The 17,899-nt window shown below is 69.0% G+C and carries 20 protein-coding genes; 7 read left to right on the top strand and 13 right to left on the bottom strand.

The window, feature by feature from the left end:
* Positions 1-77: 77 nt before the first annotated feature.
* The 6 genes from HLK59_RS27720 to HLK59_RS27695 all read right to left on the bottom strand — a co-directional run bounded on the left by HLK59_RS27720 (position 78) and on the right by HLK59_RS27695 (position 6,441).
* Complete coding sequence (locus HLK59_RS27720) at positions 78-1,703, bottom strand: DoxX family membrane protein (RefSeq protein ID WP_171144252.1); 1,626 nt, start codon at positions 1,701-1,703, stop codon at positions 78-80.
* 128 nt (positions 1,704-1,831) lie between these two features.
* The gene (gene rlmB / locus HLK59_RS27715; protein ID WP_171144251.1) at positions 1,832-2,773 is read right to left on the bottom strand and encodes a 23S rRNA (guanosine(2251)-2'-O)-methyltransferase RlmB; all 942 of its coding nucleotides are present in this window, start codon (positions 2,771-2,773) and stop codon (positions 1,832-1,834) included.
* Between the two features lie 125 nt (positions 2,774-2,898).
* Complete coding sequence (cysS, locus tag HLK59_RS27710) at positions 2,899-4,293, bottom strand: cysteine--tRNA ligase (RefSeq protein ID WP_171144250.1); 1,395 nt, start codon at positions 4,291-4,293, stop codon at positions 2,899-2,901.
* Positions 4,294-4,380: 87 nt separating this feature from the next.
* A complete protein-coding gene (gene ispF, locus HLK59_RS27705; protein WP_171144249.1) occupies positions 4,381-4,884 on the bottom strand; it encodes a 2-C-methyl-D-erythritol 2,4-cyclodiphosphate synthase in 504 nt (167 codons plus the stop codon).
* Positions 4,874-5,626, bottom strand: a complete 753-nt coding sequence (gene ispD / locus HLK59_RS27700; protein ID WP_171144248.1) for a 2-C-methyl-D-erythritol 4-phosphate cytidylyltransferase — start codon at positions 5,624-5,626, stop codon at positions 4,874-4,876. Before ispD ends, ispF begins: the two co-directional genes overlap by 11 nt.
* A gap of 332 nt (positions 5,627-5,958) precedes the next feature.
* Complete coding sequence (locus HLK59_RS27695; protein WP_003953493.1) at positions 5,959-6,441, bottom strand: CarD family transcriptional regulator; 483 nt, start codon at positions 6,439-6,441, stop codon at positions 5,959-5,961.
* Between the two features lie 613 nt (positions 6,442-7,054).
* Between HLK59_RS27695 and HLK59_RS27690 the strand changes: the two genes are divergently transcribed.
* The gene (locus HLK59_RS27690; protein WP_171144247.1) at positions 7,055-7,708 is read left to right on the top strand and encodes a DUF461 domain-containing protein; all 654 of its coding nucleotides are present in this window, start codon (positions 7,055-7,057) and stop codon (positions 7,706-7,708) included.
* A gap of 216 nt (positions 7,709-7,924) precedes the next feature.
* Here the strand turns inward: HLK59_RS27690 and HLK59_RS27685 are convergent, their stop codons facing one another.
* Complete coding sequence (locus HLK59_RS27685) at positions 7,925-8,605, bottom strand: response regulator transcription factor (RefSeq protein ID WP_015659563.1); 681 nt, start codon at positions 8,603-8,605, stop codon at positions 7,925-7,927.
* Positions 8,602-9,849: an ATP-binding protein gene (locus HLK59_RS27680; protein WP_171144246.1), complete on the bottom strand. Its 1,248-nt coding sequence runs from the start codon at positions 9,847-9,849 to the stop codon at positions 8,602-8,604. The genes HLK59_RS27685 and HLK59_RS27680 overlap by 4 nt, the downstream gene beginning before the upstream one ends.
* A 235-nt stretch (positions 9,850-10,084) precedes the next feature.
* On the opposite strand from HLK59_RS27680, the gene phoU reads away from it, so the two are divergent.
* Entirely contained in the window at positions 10,085-10,774 is a 690-nt protein-coding gene (gene phoU / locus HLK59_RS27675) for a phosphate signaling complex protein PhoU (protein WP_171144245.1), read from the top strand.
* Positions 10,775-10,972: 198 nt separating this feature from the next.
* Positions 10,973-11,131 carry a hypothetical protein gene (locus HLK59_RS27670; protein ID WP_171144244.1) on the top strand — a complete coding sequence of 53 codons (159 nt, stop codon included), beginning with the start codon at positions 10,973-10,975 and terminating at the stop codon, positions 11,129-11,131.
* Positions 11,132-11,285: 154 nt separating this feature from the next.
* Here HLK59_RS27670 and HLK59_RS27665 read toward each other — a convergent pair whose 3' ends face one another.
* Together HLK59_RS27665 and HLK59_RS27660 are read right to left on the bottom strand one after the other, a co-directional pair.
* Positions 11,286-11,702: a hypothetical protein gene (locus tag HLK59_RS27665; RefSeq protein WP_171144243.1), complete on the bottom strand. Its 417-nt coding sequence runs from the start codon at positions 11,700-11,702 to the stop codon at positions 11,286-11,288.
* Between the two features lie 21 nt (positions 11,703-11,723).
* Entirely contained in the window at positions 11,724-12,062 is a 339-nt protein-coding gene (locus tag HLK59_RS27660; protein WP_240982679.1) for a hypothetical protein, read from the bottom strand.
* A gap of 167 nt (positions 12,063-12,229) precedes the next feature.
* Here HLK59_RS27660 and HLK59_RS51270 point away from each other — a divergent pair, with 167 nt between their 5' ends.
* Positions 12,230-12,640 (top strand): hypothetical protein, encoded by a 411-nt coding sequence (locus HLK59_RS51270; RefSeq protein WP_240982678.1) that lies wholly within the window; start codon positions 12,230-12,232, stop codon positions 12,638-12,640.
* A 224-nt stretch (positions 12,641-12,864) separates the two neighbouring features.
* Here HLK59_RS51270 and HLK59_RS27650 read toward each other — a convergent pair whose 3' ends face one another.
* Both HLK59_RS27650 and HLK59_RS27645 read right to left on the bottom strand, forming a co-directional pair.
* On the bottom strand, positions 12,865-13,122 hold the full coding sequence (locus HLK59_RS27650) for a hypothetical protein (protein ID WP_171144241.1): 258 nt from the start codon (positions 13,120-13,122) through the stop codon (positions 12,865-12,867).
* Positions 13,123-13,741: 619 nt separating this feature from the next.
* The gene (locus tag HLK59_RS27645; protein ID WP_171144240.1) at positions 13,742-14,248 is read right to left on the bottom strand and encodes an SMI1/KNR4 family protein; all 507 of its coding nucleotides are present in this window, start codon (positions 14,246-14,248) and stop codon (positions 13,742-13,744) included.
* A gap of 542 nt (positions 14,249-14,790) precedes the next feature.
* On the opposite strand from HLK59_RS27645, the gene HLK59_RS27640 reads away from it, so the two are divergent.
* On the top strand, positions 14,791-14,970 hold the full coding sequence (locus HLK59_RS27640; protein ID WP_171144239.1) for a hypothetical protein: 180 nt from the start codon (positions 14,791-14,793) through the stop codon (positions 14,968-14,970).
* A gap of 100 nt (positions 14,971-15,070) precedes the next feature.
* Here HLK59_RS27640 and HLK59_RS27635 read toward each other — a convergent pair whose 3' ends face one another.
* On the bottom strand, positions 15,071-15,832 hold the full coding sequence (locus HLK59_RS27635; protein WP_171144238.1) for a phosphoglyceromutase: 762 nt from the start codon (positions 15,830-15,832) through the stop codon (positions 15,071-15,073).
* Between the two features lie 154 nt (positions 15,833-15,986).
* Between HLK59_RS27635 and HLK59_RS27630 the strand changes: the two genes are divergently transcribed.
* Both HLK59_RS27630 and HLK59_RS27625 read left to right on the top strand, forming a co-directional pair.
* Entirely contained in the window at positions 15,987-17,246 is a 1,260-nt protein-coding gene (locus HLK59_RS27630) for an MFS transporter (protein WP_171144237.1), read from the top strand.
* A gap of 123 nt (positions 17,247-17,369) precedes the next feature.
* Positions 17,370-17,897 carry a toll/interleukin-1 receptor domain-containing protein gene (locus tag HLK59_RS27625; RefSeq protein WP_171144236.1) on the top strand — a complete coding sequence of 176 codons (528 nt, stop codon included), beginning with the start codon at positions 17,370-17,372 and terminating at the stop codon, positions 17,895-17,897.
* Positions 17,898-17,899 lie beyond the last annotated feature (2 nt).

Here is a 17,899-nt window from a genome sequence, read left to right as displayed (position 1 = left end):
TCGGTGCGGGGCCCTTCTGTTCTGCTGTCGTCGGAGTCAGCCGGTGGGCTGCCCAAGAATGCCTCCCACCGGCTCAGCTACCCCAACAGGCCGCCTACCAGGCCCGGTTCGCCGGAGGAGCCTCCGGTGTCCGAGCCGCCTGTCGTGCCGCCGGTGCCGCCCGTGGAGCCGGTGCCGCCGGTCGGTCCTGAGCTGGTGCTGGGGGCGCCCCCGGTCGGGGAGGACTGCTGGGGCGGGGCCTGGCCGGTGCCCTGGGTCTGGCTGGGGGCGCCGGTGGTGGTGCTGGTGTCCTTGGTGGCGCCCGGGGTGGTGGCGGCGCCGGAGGGGCTGGCCGTGCCCGCCGTGGCGCCCTGGGTGGGCGAGGTGGAGGCGGACGGGGTCTTCTCGCGCTTGCCGGGTTCCTGCGGGAGCGGGGAGCCGGGGAGTTCGTTGCGCGGGGCGTCGCCGGGGCCCGGGACGATGATGCGGTCGGCGTCGCGGACGGCGCCGCCGAGCATCGAGCCGATGAGCAGGGTGAGCCCGATGACGATGGCCGTGACGAGGGCGCCGCGGCGCAGGACGTAGCGGCGCAGTTCCCAGATGTCGGAGCGGGGTCCGAGGCGTCGCCAGGCGCTGCCGGCGAGGCGTCCGTCGATGGAGTAGACGGGGGCGCCGGCGATGATCAGCGGGGACCAGGCGGCGAGGTAGATGATGTCGGGCGCGTCGTAGACGGGGACGCTCTTCCAGCTGACGGTGAGCAGGAGCGCGGCGGAGAGCAGTGCGCCGACGGCGGCACCGACCCGCTGCCAGCAGCCCAGGATCGTGAGGACGCCCACGATGACCTGGAGGAAGGCGATGACGAGGCCGGAGCCGACGGGGTGCTGGAGGGCGAACTGGCGCAGTGGCTCGGCGACTTCCCAGGGGTGCAGGGTGTCGAGCCACTTGACCATGGAGCCGCGCTTGCCGCCGTCGAAGTAGACGGGGTCGCAGAGCTTGCCCATGCCGGCGTAGATGGAGATGAAGCCGAGGAAGATGCGCAGCGGGAGGAGGACGACGCCCAGGTTCATGCGGCGGCCCGGGTAGTAGGCGTGCCGCGCGGGGTCGACGCCGTGCCGCCTGGGAGGTGCGTCGGGGTCGCCGGTGCGTGCCGGGTCCTCGAACTCCTCGTCCCCGTAGGGGAGTTCCTCGTCGTAGGCGCTGCCGACGGTCCGCATGTCGGGCAGGAGGCGGGGTTCGTCGCCTTCGTAGGTGCGCTGGGCGCCGACGACGGGGGTCTCGACGGTCTGCGCCAACTCGTCGTCGTAGACGTCGATTCGGGGGATGACCTGGGTGGCTCCGGCGTCGGCGGCGGGCTCCTCGACCGGGCGGACGCCGCCGCCGCGCACGGCCTGGAGCAGGCGGTGGGCGCCGGTGTCGTCGGGGGCGGACTTGCCGCTCCAGACGACGGGGCGACGGCGGGCCGCACCGGTGGCCGTGGTTCCCACGGCGGGCATCCGGGCGGTGTCCTCGGCGGCGCTCAAGTGCCGTGCGATCCGCGGGGATTGGGCGGCACGTCTCGTCGACGCGCCCAACTGCACGCGGAAGCTGGCGTGATTGACGATGACCTGCGCCGGATCGCTCGGCACCTTCACCATGCTCAGCGCGGGAGCGTCGTCGAATCCGGAATCGAATCCCGACGAGCGGTCCCCCGTGGGTGTGCGGGGTGTTCTGGTGTCCACACTCATCTAACCGAGTGACGTGTGTTTAGGACACTGCTTTGACTGCCCGGATGTGTCCGGACCGCGTCAAGCTTGTCCCCATCGCCCGAAAGGAGGCGAGATTACCCCGTACGGGTGACACCCCGGACGCCTGTTCAGCTCCGCTGACGAGCCGCCTCGTACAGCACGACACCCGCCGCCACACCCGCGTTCAGCGACTCCGCACCACCCGGCATCGGAATCCGCACCCGGTAGTCGCAGGTCTCGCCGACCAGGCGGGACAGGCCCTTGCCCTCGCTGCCGACGACGATGACGACCGGACCACCGAGGGCCTCCAGGTCACCGACCTCGTGCTCTCCGTCGGCGGCGAGGCCGACGACGGTGATGCCCGCCTTCTTGTACCCCTCAAGAGCGCGCGTCAGGTTGGTGGCGCGGGCGACGGGCGTACGGGCGGCGGTACCGGCGGACGTCTTCCAGGCACCGGCGGTCATGCCGGCCGCGCGGCGCTCGGGCACGACGACACCGTGGCCGCCGAAGGCCGACACCGAGCGGACGACGGCACCGAGGTTGCGCGGGTCGGTGACCCCGTCCAGGGCCACGATCAGCGGGTCCTCGCCGTTGTCGTAGGCGGCGCTGGCGAGGTCCTCGGGGTGGGCGTACTCGTACGGCGGGACCTGGAGGACCAGGCCCTGGTGGTTGAGCCCGTTGGTCATGCGGTCGAGCTCGGGGCGGGGCGCCTCCATGAGGTTGATGCCGCCGCGCTCGGCCGCGAGCTGGAGCGCCTCGCGCACCCGCTCGTCGTTGTCGATGAACTGCTGGACGTACAGCGTCACCGCGGGCACGCCCTCGCGCAGCGCCTCGACGACGGGGTTACGGCCGACGACCATCTCGGACGTGCCCTTGCCGCCCCGGCCGCGCGGCGCGGGACGGCGCGCGGCCTGCTTGGCCTTCGCGTTCGCGATGCGGTTCGCCTTGTGCTTCTTGCGCATCTCGGCGGGCGGGGTCGGACCCTTGCCCTCAAGACCCTTGCGTCGCTGGCCGCCACTGCCGACCTGCGCGCCCTTCTTGCCGGACATGCGGCGGTTGTTCGCGGCCATGACCTACCTGTTCTCCACGGAAGTGACTACGGAATCGATGTTGGAAGTAATACGTACGTCTATGCAGTGTGCCGCCCGGAGGGCCGGGCGGCACAATCGATCAAGGAATCGATCAGGAAAGCGGGCTAGCGCGGACCGAGGGTCCAGCGCGGTCCGTCGGCGCTGTCCTCGATGCTCAGACCGGCCTGGACGAGCTGGTCCCGGATGGCGTCCGCGGTGGCCCAGTCCTTGCGGGCACGGGCCGACTGGCGCTGGTCGAGGACGAGTCGTACGAGGCTGTCGACCACCCCGTGCAGATCCTCACCCCGGTCGGCCTCGCCGGCCCAGTGGGCGTCGAGCGGGTCGAGACCGAGGACGCCGAGCATGGCGCGGACCTCGGCGAGGCGGGCCACGGCGGCTTCCTTGTCGTCGGCGGCCAGCGCGCTGTTGCCCTGGCGGACCGTGGTGTGGATGATCGCGAGCGCCTGCGGGACACCCAGGTCGTCGTCCATGGCCTCGGCGAAGGCGGGCGGGACCTCGGCGGCGGGCTCGACGGTGCCGGCCTTCTCCACCACGCGCTGCACGAAGCCCTCGATACGGGCGAACGCCGACTCGGCCTCGCGCAGGGACTCCTCGCTGTACTCGATCATCGAGCGGTAGTGCGGGGTGCCGAGGTAGTAGCGCAGGACGATGGGGCGCCACTGCTTGACCATCTCGGAGACGAGGACGCTGTTGCCGAGCGACTTCGACATCTTCTCGCCGCTCATGGTGACCCAGGCGTTGTGCACCCAGTACGAGGCGAACTCGTCGCCGTAGGCCTTGGCCTGGGCGATCTCGTTCTCGTGGTGCGGGAAGATCAGGTCGAGGCCGCCGCCGTGGATGTCGAAGGCGGAGCCCAGGTACTTGTGGGCCATGGCCGAGCACTCCAGGTGCCAGCCGGGGCGGCCACGGCCCCACGGGGTCTCCCAGTCGGGCTCGCCCGCCTTGGTCGCCTTCCACATGGCGAAGTCGCGCGGGTCGCGCTTGCCGGAGACGCCCTCGTCGGGCTGGCGCAGGTCGTCGATGTCCTGGTTGGACAGCGACAGGTAACCCGGGAAGGAGCGCACGTCGAAGTAGACGCTGCCGTCGGACTCGTAGGCGTGACCGCGCTCGATGAGGCCGCGCATCATCTCGATCATCTCGGGGACGTGCCCGGTGGCACGCGGCTCGTACGTCGGCGGGAGGCAGCCGAGGGCGTGGTAGCCGTCGTTGAACGCCCGCTCGTTCTCGTAGCCGATGGACCACCAGGGGCGGCCCTGGTCGACGGACTTGTTGATGATCTTGTCGTCGATGTCGGTGACGTTGCGGATGAACGTGACGTCATGGCCGCGGTACTCGAACCAGCGGCGCATGATGTCGAAGTTCAGACCGGACCGGATGTGCCCGATGTGCGGTGCGGCCTGCACGGTGGCACCACAGAGGTAGATCGAGACACAGCCCGCGGTGAGCGGGGTGAAATCACGGATCTGCCGGGCGCTGGTGTCGTACAGCCGAATAGTCACGACACCAGGGTAGTGGGCCCCGGGTAGTGCCTTGCGCGCGTTCCGCTCAAGGGGACGCATTCGTGACGTCGCCGGTCAGTCGACCCGTCAGCCGACCCGTACGACCAGCGCCGTGGCGATCGCCATGAGGCCCTCGTCGCGGCCGGGGAAGCCCAGTCCGTCCGTCGTCGCGCCGGACACCGACACCGGTGCTCCCGCCGCCTCGGAGAGGATCTTCTGGGCCTCGTCGCGGCGCTTGCCGATCTTCGGACGCGGTCCTACGACCTGTACGGCGATGTTGCCGACGCGGAAGCCGGCGTCGCGCACGATCCGGGCCGCCTCCGTCAACAAGGTGGTCCCGGAGGCACCCGACCACTCGGGGCGCCCCGTGCCGAAGTGCTGCCCCAGGTCCCCGAGGCCCGCCGCCGAGAACAGCGCGTTGCACGCGGCGTGGGCGACGACGTCGGCGTCGGAGTGGCCGGCCAGTCCCGGGCCCTCGCCCTCCCACTTCAGTCCGGCGCACCACAGCTCGCGGCCCTCTTCGAAGGCGTGGATGTCGGTGCCGATGCCGACCTGCGGCAGGGGGATACCTGCGAAGTCCTCAGAAGCCATCGTTGAGCCTCCTGCGCGCCAGGACCGCCTCCGCGAGGACCAGGTCCAGCGGGCGCGTGACCTTGAAGGCCTCCTCGTGGCCGGGGACCACCACGACCGTCCCGCCGAGCTGCTCGATCATGCTCGCGTCGTCGGTGACGTTGCCGGTGACCGTCTCGTGGGCGCGGATCAGGGTCGCGCGGTCGAAGCCCTGGGGGGTCTGGACGGCGCGGAGCCGGGAGCGCTCCGGGGTGGCGACGACGGGCTCGGGCTCGCCGGGGACCCGGGCCGGCTCGACCTCCTTCACCGTGTCGGCGAGGGGCAGTGCGGGCACGACGGCCGTGGCGCCCTCCCGTACGGCCTCGATGACCGCGTCCACCGTGTCCACGGGGACCAGCGGGCGGGCGGCGTCGTGGACGAGGACGATGTCGTAGTCCGGCGGCAGGGCGTCCAGGCCGAGCTTCACGGAGTCCTGGCGTTCCCGGCCGCCGGGGACGACCAGGAAGTCGGTGCGCTCGGGGAGGGCGTGGGCGTCCAGGAGGCTCTTGACCTCGCCGGCGCCGTCGGGCGGGGCCACGACGACGACCAGGGAGACCGCGCGGGAGGCGGCCATCGCGCGGACCGCGTGGATCAGCATGGGGGTGCCGTTCAGCGCGCGGAGCGCCTTGGGGGCGCCCGGGCCGAGTCGTACGCCTCGGCCGGCGGCCGGAATCACGACCGCCGTGCGGAGTTCGGCGTGCGAAGGGCGCGAATCGTCAGACATCGGTTCCTGTCAGGTTTGTGTGCTCGGCCAAGGTGGGTAGGCCAGACATCGTGCCGGGCGCGACGCCTTGACCGGACCCTTCCGTGACGCCGGTCGAGCCTGCTGCCCGGGCCCGGCACGCCAAGTATCGGGGACTCCGAGGTTTCGGGGACCCCGATGAGGTTTCTTTCGGAGACCCCGATGAGGTTTCGGGGACCCCGATCCCGTGACATCCCGCATGGTGTCCGGGCACGAACATGCCGCAGCGCCCGGCGACGGAATTACGTCATCGGGCACCGCGGCATTCTTCTAATAGGCACAGCAATGTGCTGACCTGGCGGCAGCGTGCGTCGTCAGGACGCGAGGACCTCGTCGAGCAGGGCCTCGGCCTTGTCCTCGTTCGTGTTCTCCGCGAGGGCGAGCTCGCTCACCAGGATCTGGCGGGCCTTGGCGAGCATGCGCTTCTCACCTGCGGAAAGTCCGCGCTCACGCTCACGACGCCACAGGTCACGCACGACTTCCGCGACCTTGATGACATCGCCGGAGGCGAGCTTCTCCAGATTTGCCTTGTAACGACGCGACCAGTTCGTGGGCTCCTCGGCGTACGGCGCGCGCAGCACCTCGAAGACCCGGTCCAGCCCGTCCTGACCGACCACATCACGCACGCCGACGAACTCCGCATTGTCCGCTGGCACACGTACCGTCAGGTCACCCTGGGCGACCTTCAGCACCAAGTAGGTCTTGTCCACGCCTTTGATCTGGCGAGTTTCGATAGCCTCGATCAGCGCGGCCCCGTGATGGGGATAGACCACGGTGTCGCCAACCTTGAACGTCATGTGACAGGTACCCCTTCCGTGGCTATCCAGGGTAACACGGAAACTGCGGGTTCTGAATGGCGTTTTCGCAGGTCAGGGCATATCTCGGGGCTTGACAACAGCAACAGGAACGTGCTGCGGAGGCCGAGCGGAAGAAGGTATTCGCAGGTCGGAGCAGCTCTCCAGGGGAGGTGAAACGCGTACGTTACACACATCCGGAGGCCCTTCTGCGTAGACGAACGTCCCCATATGTCTGGTTCCAGGTGTGCGACTTCCGCTACTCCGTTCGGTGCCCGGAGTCGCTTCCGCGCCGTTTCCGGAATTGATCACTCGCAATCACGAGCACCCACCGGATCAGCCCGTGATCAATTTCGTGGACGATCGCGATTTCCTTCACGGAAGATTTGCGAGCGGACGCGAAGGACTCTTATGTGAATGCCGGACGAGTGCGGGCTCAAAGTGACTCGTGAGTCACTTGTGGGGGGTGACGACTAGCCCCTGCGGTGCGAAGACGGCCCGTTGGGGAGGGTCGGGTGCGGTGCCGCGGGAACGGCTCGGTAACCTAAGGCCGCTGACAGACACTTAGGGCGGCTTTATGCGCCCGCCCCGTTCGAGTCAAGGAGTTGCCGCCGCCGTGAGCAGCAGCCTTCGACGCGGTGGCCTCACGGCCGCCGCCATCGCGTTCTCGATCGCCTCGCTCTCCGCGTGCGCGGCCGGCAACAACGCCCAGACGCTGGAGGTCAAGCCGGACAACGCGGCCACCTCCGTCGGTGACATCAAGATCCAGAACGCCGTCGTCATCACCCAGCCCGACCTGGAGTCGACAGGTCCGGCCGTGATCTCCGCGACCCTGTTCAACAGCGGCCCCACCGCCGAAACGCTGGACTCGGTCACCGTGGACGACGCCGGCAAGACCGCCGAGCTCTCCGCCGCCAAGGGGAAGGGCAAGCTGACCATCCCGGCCGGCGGCTCCCTCGTCCTCGGCGGTGCGGGCAACGCCTCCGCGGTCCTGTCCAGCAGCCGCGAGGCGGTCCAGGACGGCAACGCGCAGAAGATCACCTTCACCTTCAGCAAGACCGGTGCGGTGAGCCTGCGGGCCTTCGTGGTGCCGGCCAAGAGCTTCTTCGAGAAGTGGGGCCCCACCGAGGTCCCCGAGGCGCCGGGCACGGACGAGAGCACCTCGCCCTCCCCGACCGGGTCGGCCACCGACACGGCCACCCCGTCGGGGGCCACGCCGACCGACTCGGCGTCGGCCTCAGAGTCCTCCGAGGCAGCAGCAGGGCACTGAGCAGCGCCGCACACAGCTAGGGCGGGAACCTTGGTTATCGGTTCCCGCCCTTGGCGTTTCCGAGCGCTACGGCTCGAACTTTTGGCACGCCCTCACGGAGCTTCCTGCTTCACCGCGTCGCGCCCGGATCTCTCCGGGTCTTACCAACGCTCCACAAGCGTTTAGCCTCTCCGCCTACCCGACGGCGAGGGCCACTTATCGTAGCGGATCGGCGACTTAGGGTTCAAACTTGTAGCCGAGACCCCTCACCGTCACCAGGTACCGCGGCGCGCCCGGGTCCGGTTCGATCTTGGCGCGCAGGCGCTTGACGTGGACGTCGAGGGTCTTGGTGTCGCCGACGTAGTCGGCGCCCCAGACGCGGTCGATGAGCTGCATGCGGGTCAGGACTCGGCCGGCGTTGCGCAGGAGCATTTCGAGCAGGTCGAACTCCTTGAGGGGCAGGTCGACCTTGGAGCCGGAGACGGTGACCACATGACGGTCCACGTCCATCCGGACCGGGCCGGCCTCCAGCGCGGCCGGGGTGACCTCCTCGGGCTCGCCGCGGCGGCGCAGGACGGCCCGGATACGGGCGACCAGTTCGCGGGAGGAGAAGGGCTTGGTGACATAGTCGTCGGCTCCTATCTCCAGCCCCACGACCTTGTCGATCTCGCTGTCCTTGGCGGTCACCATGATGACGGGGACGTTGGAGCGGCCGCGCAGCTGACGGCAGACCTCGGTGCCCGGCAGGCCGGGCAGCATCAGGTCGAGGAGGACGAGGTCGGCGCCGTTGCGCTCGAACTCGTCGAGTCCGTCGGGGCCCGTGGTCGCGACCGCGACCTCGAAGCCCTCCTTGCGGAGCATGTACGACAGGGCGTCGGAGAAGGACTCCTCGTCCTCGACGACAAGCACTCGGGTCACGGAAGGACCTCCGGGGCGGGAAGCGGTTCGTACGGGGATGGGTCGGGTCCGTCCTCGTCATCGAGGTCGGCCGGGTGATGTGCGCGGTCGCGGGCAGCCCCCGCCTCCGGCAGCCGCAGGGTGAACGTGGAGCCTTGTCCCTCCGAGCTCCACACCGTGACCTCCCCGGCATGGGAGGCGGCCACGTGTTTGACGATCGCCAGGCCCAGGCCCGTGCCGCCGGTGGCACGGGAGCGGGCCGGGTCGACGCGGTAGAAGCGCTCGAAGACGCGCTCCTTGTCCTTGTCGGAGATGCCGATGCCCTGGTCGGTCACGGCGATCTCGATGAGGTCCCCGCCGGGCGCGGTCACCCGGCGGGCGGCTATGCCGACACGGGTGCGGGCCGGGGAGTAGTTCACGGCGTTCTCGACGAGGTTGCCGAGGGCGGCGGCGAGCTGGCCGCGGTTGCCCCAGATCCTGAGGTCGGCGGTGCCGCCGGCGGCCATCGTGATCTGCTTGGTGCCGGCCTGGTGGCGGCAGCGGTCGATGGCCTCGGCGACGAGTTCGTCGATACGGACCGGCTCGGCGTCCTCCAGCGGGTCGTCGTTCTGGACCCGCGACAGATCGATGAGCTCCTGGACCAGGTTGGTCAGCCGGGTCGCCTCGATCTGCATACGGCCGGCGAAGCGCGTCACCGCCTCGGGGTCGTCGGAGGCGTCCATGACGGCCTCGGACAGCAGGGAGAGGGCGCCGACCGGGGTCTTGAGCTCATGGCTGACGTTCGCGACGAAGTCGCGGCGGACCGCCTCGATACGGCGGGCCTCGGTGAGGTCCTCGACCAGGAGGAGGACCAGCCGTGAGCCGAGCGGGGCGACCCGGGCGGAGACCGCGAGGGCCTCGCCGCGTCCGGTTCCCCTTCTCGGCAGATCCAGTTCGACCTGTCGTATCTCTCCGTCTCTCCTGGTGTCGCGGGCCATCTGGAGCATGGGCTCGACGGCGAGCTTGCCGCCGCGGACCAGGCCGAGGGCGTAGGCGGCCGAGCTGGCCTTGACGACACCGTCGGCCTCGTCGAGGACGACGGCGGAGGAGCGGAGGACGGACAGGACGGTGTCCACGCCCGGCGGAAGCACCGGGTCGGTGTGCAGAGAGGTGCGGGTGGGGCGTTTCTGCTCCCGCTCGCTGAAGCGGAACGCCAGCATGGCGATCACGCCGGTAAGTGCTCCGGCGATCGCTGCCAATGCGGCGACCGCCGCGTTCACGTCCATGCATCCAGGTTAGGCACGGGATCGCTCCTGGCCACAGCCTTCGAGGTGCGAGCTCGAACACTCGTCGCCCAGAGTTCACCTTGGAGCCAGTGATGGTTCATTTGGGGTGACGGAAATCGACGCGTACAGGGCCGAACGTGGGAGCGTGGGGTTCACAGCGCCGGTTGTCGGACGTTTCCGGTGGCTGGATCTGGCCCCCGGAACCCCCGAGGCAGACGTAAGAGAGGGATCCCTGATGCGGGACGCGTACCACGAGGAACTTGACTCGATCGGCGACGGTCTGGTGGAGATGGCCCGGCTGGTGGGGTCGGCGATCGGGCGCGCCACGACGTCCATCCTCGACTCCGACCTGAAGCTGGCCGAAAGTGTCATCGAGGCCGACCAGAGGGTGGACGACCTCCAGCACGAACTGGAGGCGCGGGCCATAGCCCTGCTGGCCAGGCAGCAGCCGGTGGCCACGGACCTCCGTATCGTCGTCACGTCCCTGCGGATGTCGGCGGACCTGGAGCGCTCGGGTGACCTCGCCCAGCATGTGGCGAAGCTGGCGCGGCTGCGCTTCCCGGAGCGCGCCATCCCGCACGACCTGCACGCCACGATCCTGGAGATGGGCCAGCTCGCGCAGCGCCTGATGGCGAAGGCGGCGGAGGTCATCATCACCAAGGACGTCGACCTCGCGCTCCAGCTGGAGCAGGACGACGACGAGATGGACCTCCTGCACCGCACCCTCTTCCAGCACCTGCTGGACGACCGCTGGAAGCACGGCATCGAGACGGCGGTGGACGTCACCCTGCTGGGCCGCTACTACGAGCGGTTCGCCGACCATGCGGTGTCGGTGGCCAAGCGTGTGGTGTTCCTGGTGACGGGTGAGCACGCGGACGATCTCCAGGCGGACATCCAGCCGGCGACGGGCGTCGAGAGCGCCTGAGTGGCACCTGGGCAGCGCCCGAGCAGCGCCTGAGCACCGACTGAGCTCCGGGTCAGCCGGGCCCGCCGGGGGTGTGCGGGGGCCTGTTCGGGGCGCGCGCGAGCCTCAGTGCGCCGTTGATGCGACCGCCGGGGCGGGCATGGAATGGGCACAGGGTCTGTCCGAGGGCCAGACCCTTGCCTCGCCGAGGAGGGACCCATGGCCGAATCCCCCAGCACCCCCACGCCCGACCCCACCCAGGAACGCCGGACCGAGCAGCCCGCCGAGATCAGGAACCTGACGCTGATAGGCGCGTGCGGCTGCGGCTCGGGCTGCGGGTGCGGGTGCCAGTCGGGCAATCCGTGCCAGTGCGGCTGACGTCGCGATTCTTCTCGTACGACGGTGAGGGCCCCGGTGATCGTGCCGGGGCCCTTCGCGTGGGCTGCACGGAGGACGGGCACGGTGGATCGGGGGTTGACGGGCGCCGCCCCTTGCCCGTCCCCTGCCTGTCCCCTGCCTGTCCCTTGCCTGCTCAGAACCACCACTCCCACCACCACGGGACGTCGGGCGAGGAGTAGGGCAGGACGCGGGCCCGGCGCAGGATGACGGCGTCGAGTTCGTCGAGCAGGGCGCGGAGTTCGCGGGCGGACTTGGTGGGGAGGGCGCGGAGCACCTGTTCGAGGTGATCGCGGGTGTACCCCGGGTCGCACCCGCACTCGGGGATGCCGCAGGTGTCGACGTCGCGGGTCAGATGGGCGAAGGGGCCGTGCGCGAGGGCGGCCCAGTAGCGGAACACCCTGTCGGTCTCCCCCGGCGAGAAGCGGCGGTGCTCCAGCCTGCGGATGTCGGCGGCACAGCCTGCGGAGATCCGGCCGAAACGGGGTTGCCGGGAACGTCGTATCCGTATCGGTGTCGCGGCCCGTACCGCGGAGGGACGCCTACGCGGCATCGCCCTTTCGGTGGTGATTCGTCATGCGCTCAGGCTATCCGGACGGGTGAGCCGACCGCACAGGAATTCGAAGAGCGCGCCGAGGGTAAGCGACTGGACCAGCGCGGCGAGCACGATGCTGCCGACGAACAGCCCGGGCGCGCTCTCCCCCAGCACCGCCGCACCGAGCGCCGCGATCGGCACGTACGCCGGGAGCGCCAGCATCGCCGGCCACACCCAGATCATCGACCCGGACACGTCGGAGTACAGGGGCTCGGAGGCGGCGACCACCAGGGCGACACCGACGACGGCGAGGTAGGCGAGCGAGGCGGGGTTGGCGAAGGTGAGACGGGTGAGGGTGCGGAGCGGGCGGGCGTTCATCGGTCGGTCCCCCTGTGAGTGGTCGTGTGACTTCATGGTGGGGGTGGGGTGGGAGTGAGGGCGTGAGTAGCGGTACTCACCGTCGTACTCATTCGAAGGCGCCTAGTTCCGAGCTCGCCCGTTCCGTCGAGGAACCGCGAGACGGGCGAGCGACGTCATGCCATGTCATGGGCATTGTTAAGTCCGGCCGCTTCACATGGCTCCCCTGGACCGCTTCGCTGTTCTTCGGCTGCGCGCTGGGCCTGGCCGGCTGGTCCCTGACCGCCTGGGCCCGCGCGTACTGCGACGCGGGCTTCGAAGCGGGCGGACGCCTCCAGCTCAACCTCCTGCTCCCCGTGACCCCAGTCGCCGGCGGCCTCGCCGCACTCGCGGCACTGGCGACGGGACGCCGCCTGGCACGTCACGCACCGACAGCCGTACGCCTGTGCCTACCGACGCTCCTGGTCCTCACCGTCACACTCCTGCTCGCATGGTGGCTCTTCGCCACCATAGGCACCCTGAACGACTACCCCGGCGACTCAGGCCGCTGCCCCACCAGCAACATCCCCCCACAATGGCCCACTTGGATACCGGCCTGACTCCCACGGACACGGACAGCACGAAGCCCCCTACCCCGGGCGGACACCGCAGGGCGTAGGGGCTTGTCCAGGCATTGCCCTGGGTGTTGTCGGGGACCTTGGGGAGCCGGGTTTTTGCTGGCCAGGGGCCGTAGGCTCACGCACCTGGTGGTCGTCGTCGGTCGTCATTGGCCACTGCCGAGCAGCGTCGGACGGCCCAGGGACGGCCCAGATAGCGGATCGGCTCAGACCTCACTGATGCGGTACGGCTCAGGCAACGGTGACAACAGCACATCGAGCACGCGCCCCAACAGCACTCGCGCAACGGCGTCGCGCTCCCAGTGCGGTTGGCCTACCCTCATCGAGAGGATCACACGATCTCGGGTGACCACGGCAGCACCCGTGAAGTTTGGGTCGGTAATCGAAGACTCGTCCAGCGTGACGTTCAGTTCCGCGAAAAGCTCGGGCAGAGGGGCGTCGAGAAGGCGTTCAGGACTCAGCACCAACTGGTCGTATTCGCCTGGCAGCGGGGGTGGCTCAGAAGAGATCCCCGAGCTACTACGGTCCGGGAACTCGTGAAGCTTCGACCCCACCCCCTCCAAACAGCCGCTGAGTGGTCCCGGACCGTGTACGGATCATTTCCTACGGCGCCTGCTCGCCCGCTTCTTCAGTTCGGCCTGGCCACGCTTCGTCCAGTCGCCCTGGTGGAGATAGCAACGCGACGTGCCCTTCAGCGTCTTGTTCTGACAGCGCCCACCGGCCGCCGTCGGCCAACCGCACTTACCCTGCTTCCACTCACCCACGGGGTGTCCCCCTCCCGTTGGTTCGCTGTGCGTTCGGGCATCCAGCGTGCGTCACGCAGCCGGCACCGAGCAGGGCGCATGGCTGGTGAAGTCAGGCGGTGCAGGCGCACGCGGGTCGGTACGGCGGGAGCACTCCTCCAGGTGCACGCTTTCCACCTGTGGTGGTGGGGTCTGGGGCTAACAGGAATCCGTTGGGTTCAGGGGCGTTCGCCTGCGTTCATGGATGGCCCGACTCTGTGTCCCACCGGGCCTGCGGTCTCGTCTGAACGGCCGTGAACCCCGATGAATGAGACGGAAACTGAGGCGGGCCCAACCGGCCTTACGAGTTGCGACAGCCGGAGGCGATCGATACCCGTTCCGGGTAGGGGCCCTCGTGCGCCTTGCCCTGCAGCCAGTCGGTGAGCCACTGCGCGAGTGATTGTCCTATCGGTGCAGGGGCGTGGCGGACGCAGCACAGGTTGGGGTCCCAGTCCCACATCTGGCCGTCGGCCGTCCGGAAGTCGATCAGCGTCCACATCGCGCAGCCCCGGTCCATCAGCGGGACGATTCCCGACGGGAGGACGTCATCGGGGGCAGTGAATCCGCGGTAGGCCGTGGTGATGTCTGGGCAGTCGCTGAACCAGTCGTCCGTCTCGGTCACGGACACCACTTGCCACGGTCCGAAGCCACCGTTGGCGACTTCGAGATAGATCCGCTTCAACAGCTCGGGCATCGGATGCCCCACCACCTGCTCGAAGGCGGCGACGTCCTCAGCAGTTGCCGGGCCGGGCAGCCCGCGGCCGGCCACATGCGTACGGACCGCCAGGACAAGCTCGTCATCAGTCACCCCAGGATCCTCAGCGACGCAGTTCCCCTTGTCGATGCCACCGCTCACGGCGCACCGTGACATGAGCTTGGGAAGCTCACGGCGTCTAGGGCCTGCACCTGATGCCCTCCAGCCAGGAACGCACACGAAACGCAGTCGCTCAAGCATACGAAGCTTCTAGGCTGAAACTCTGATCAGGCGCGGGCGCCGGAAGGCTCGGAAACTGAGCACGAGGCCCAGAAACTGAGCATGAGGCTCAGCTCCATGCCTAGATCGCGACCTTTCTTGCTAGCTAGCAAGAACAGGAGAGAATAGGCAACCAAGGGAAATCTCGATGCATGTTCTTGCAGGTCAACGCCCAGAGTAAGCCGTTCCGATTTCCCTCGTCCTTCTATTTTTCTACTGTAGAAGTAGAAGACCTCTCCCATCTGCAAGTTTGTCCCGCAGAGTAGAGGTGTGCGAAAGTCTCACCGCATGCGAATGCCGCCCGAGCAGGGGCGGCATTCGTTTCCATTTCCACACTCGGAAACCCTAGCCAGGAACCGACCACAGATGGAGGCCACATGGTCCCACGTGCAGGTGTCACCGTCGACATCTGTCCTCGCGACCTGCCGATCGCGCTCATCGGCACGGCCGGCGGAGCGCTCGCCCTCTGGGCCAGCGCCCCCGCCGAGATCGTCATCCCGACGGCCCTGCTGATCGTCCTCGACGTCCGCATCCGACGCTGGCGCCGACGCGTTTAGCGGCCCGATCCAGCAGCTGACGGCCCAGAGACGGCCCAAGGCCGACGATAAGCCCCCCACCCGCAGGGAAACCGCAGGTGGGGGGCTTATCAGCGTCGCGTTACTTCTTCTTGCCCTGGTTCTTGACCGCCTCGATGGCCGCTGCGGCCGCGTCGGGGTCGAGGTAGGTGCCGCCGGGGTTCAGGGGGTTGAAGTCGGCGTCGAGTTCGTAGGACAGGGGGATGCCCGTGGGGATGTTCAGGCCCGCGATGTCGGCGTCGGAGATGCCGTCGAGGTGCTTGACCAGGGCGCGGAGGGAGTTGCCGTGGGCCGCGACCAGGACCGTGCGGCCTGTGAGGAGGTCGGGGACGATGCCGTCGTACCAGTACGGGAGCATGCGCGTCACGACGTCCTTGAGGCACTCCGTGCGGGGGCGGAGCTCCGGGGGGATCGTCGCGTAGCGCGGGTCGTCCGACTGGGAGTACTCGGTGCCGTCCTCGAGCGCGGGCGGCGGAGTGTCGTAGGAGCGGCGCCAGAGCATGAACTGCTCCTCGCCGAACTCCGCGAGGGTCTGCGCCTTGTCCTTGCCCTGGAGGGCGCCGTAGTGACGCTCGTTCAGGCGCCACGAGCGGTGGACCGGGATCCAGTGGCGGTCCGCGGATTCGAGGGCCAGCTGGGCCGTGCGGATCGCGCGCTTCTGGAGGGACGTGTGGACCACGTCGGGGAGAAGGTCGGCGTCCTTCAGGAGCTCGCCACCGCGGACTGCCTCCTTCTCGCCCTTCTCGTTCAGGTTCACGTCCACCCAGCCGGTGAACAGGTTCTTCGCGTTCCACTCGCTCTCGCCGTGGCGGAGGAGGATCAGCTTGTACGGTGCGTCGGCCATGCGTATGAGCGTAATCCACCGACTCGATCGCTTGTGCCGGTGCTCGGCAGGCGGACGGTTGACGGGATCTGTTAATTGAGTGGCTTCACCGAGCACGCCGATTGTAAGTTGCCGCTGCCGCCAGAGACACTTACATCACCCCGGGGGAACCACCATGTCACCAGCCACCATGAGACGTGCCCTGAGGGAATCCGTCTCCGGGCTCCCCCGTGAGTTCTGGTGGCTGTGGACCAGTACCCTCGTCAACCGCCTCGGTGCCTTCGTCGCCACCTTCATGGCGCTCTACCTCACGCTCGACCGCGGGTACTCCGCCGCCTTCGCCGGTCTCGTCGCCTCCCTGCACGGGCTGGGCGGCGTCGTCTCGTCCGTCGGCGCCGGAGTCATGACCGACCGGCTGGGACGGCGGCCCACGCTGCTCATCGCCCAGGCCTCCACCGCCGCCTCCGTCGCACTGCTCGGCTTCATGCACCACCCGGTCGCCATCGCCGCCGTCGCCTTCCTCGTCGGCATGACGAGCAACGCCTCGCGGCCCGCCGTGCAGGCGATGATGGCCGACATCGTGCGGCCCGAGGACCGGGTGCGCGCCTTCTCGCTCAACTACTGGGCGATCAACCTCGGGTTCGCCATCTCCTCCATGGCCGCCGGGTTCATCGCCGAGTTCAGCTACCTCGCCGGCTTCCTCATCGAGGCCGGCATGACGGCCGCCTGCGCGATCGTGATCTTCCTGAAGCTGCCCGAGTCGCGGCCCGAGCAGACCCTGAGCGAGAAGGCCGCGGACTCCGAGGTCGGCCTCGGCACCGTGCTGCGCGACGGGCGCTACATGGGCGTCGTCGGACTGTCCTTCCTCATCGCCCTCGTCTTCCAGCAGGGCTCGGTCGGACTGCCGGTGGCGATGGGCGAGGCCGGGTTCACACCCGCCGACTACGGCATGGCGATCGCCGTCAACGGCATCCTCATCGTCGCCCTCCAGATCCCGGTCACCCGGTACATCCAGCACCGCGATCCACGCAGGCTGCTCGTCATCTCGGCCCTGCTCGCCGGCTACGGCTTCGGGCTCACCGCCTTCGCCGGATCCATCGGCGTCTTCGCCCTCACGGTCTGCGTCTGGACCCTCGCCGAGATCGTCAACGCGCCCACCCAGACCAGCCTCGTCGTCCGCCTCTCCCCCGTGCACGGCCGCGGCCGCTACCAGGGCATGTACACCCTGTCCTGGGCCGTCGCCTCCCTCGTCGCCCCGCTCATGTCCGGCCTGATCATCGACCACTACGGCGCGGAGTGGCTGTGGGGGCTGTGCGCGGTCGTCGGCACGCTGGCCGCGGTGGGGTACGGCGTGCTGATGCGGCGGCTGCCCGCCGAGGACCCGCTGCCGGCCGAGCCGCCGGTCGCCGCCAAGCCCGAGGTCAGCGCGGTCTGATCCCGGCTCTGACCTGGCATCCCCTGTCCGTCGACTTTTCCTTACCCCGAGCCGGGACGCGTTTCCCGGCGGTATACAGGAAGGCGCGGGGGGCCGCCGGGGCCGCTGGGGTGGGAGACGGGCATGTCCGACAGTTCCGAACCGATCTTCATCAGCTACGCCGGTCCGGACAACGAGTGGGCGGAATGGGTGGCCTGGCACCTCCAGGAGAACGGCTACCAGGTGGTGCTGGACCGCTGGCACTGGCGTACCGGCGACGACTTCGTGACGAAGATGAGCGAGGCGCTCGCCCAGGCCTCCGCCGTCGTCGCCATCCTCTCCCCGCGCTACTTCGAGGCGGGGCGGTACACCGAGGAGGAGTGGACCTCCGCGATCGCCCGGCGGGGCCGCTACGTCCCGCTGGTCGTCGAGCCCCTGGCGGACGGCCAGCTACCGGCGATCCTCGCGCCCCGGCTCCGCAAGGACCTGCACGGACTGAGCGAGCCGGATGCGCTCAAGGCCCTCCTCGACGCCGTACGGGGACCGGCGCGGCCCACCCCTGTCTCGTATACCAATCTCCGAGCCCACGAGACGCCTGCGCAAAACGTATGCCGTCCTCGGGTTGAAAAAAAAAAAATACACGACCCCAAAACAGACAGTCCAGTGCAGTGATC

Origin of the sequence: Streptomyces sp. S3(2020) (assembly GCF_013044505.1) — a bacterium.
GTDB lineage: Bacteria > Actinomycetota > Actinomycetes > Streptomycetales > Streptomycetaceae > Streptomyces.
The sequence above is the reverse complement of the archived record's forward strand: the minus strand, read 5'-3'. Positions and strand labels throughout refer to the sequence as shown.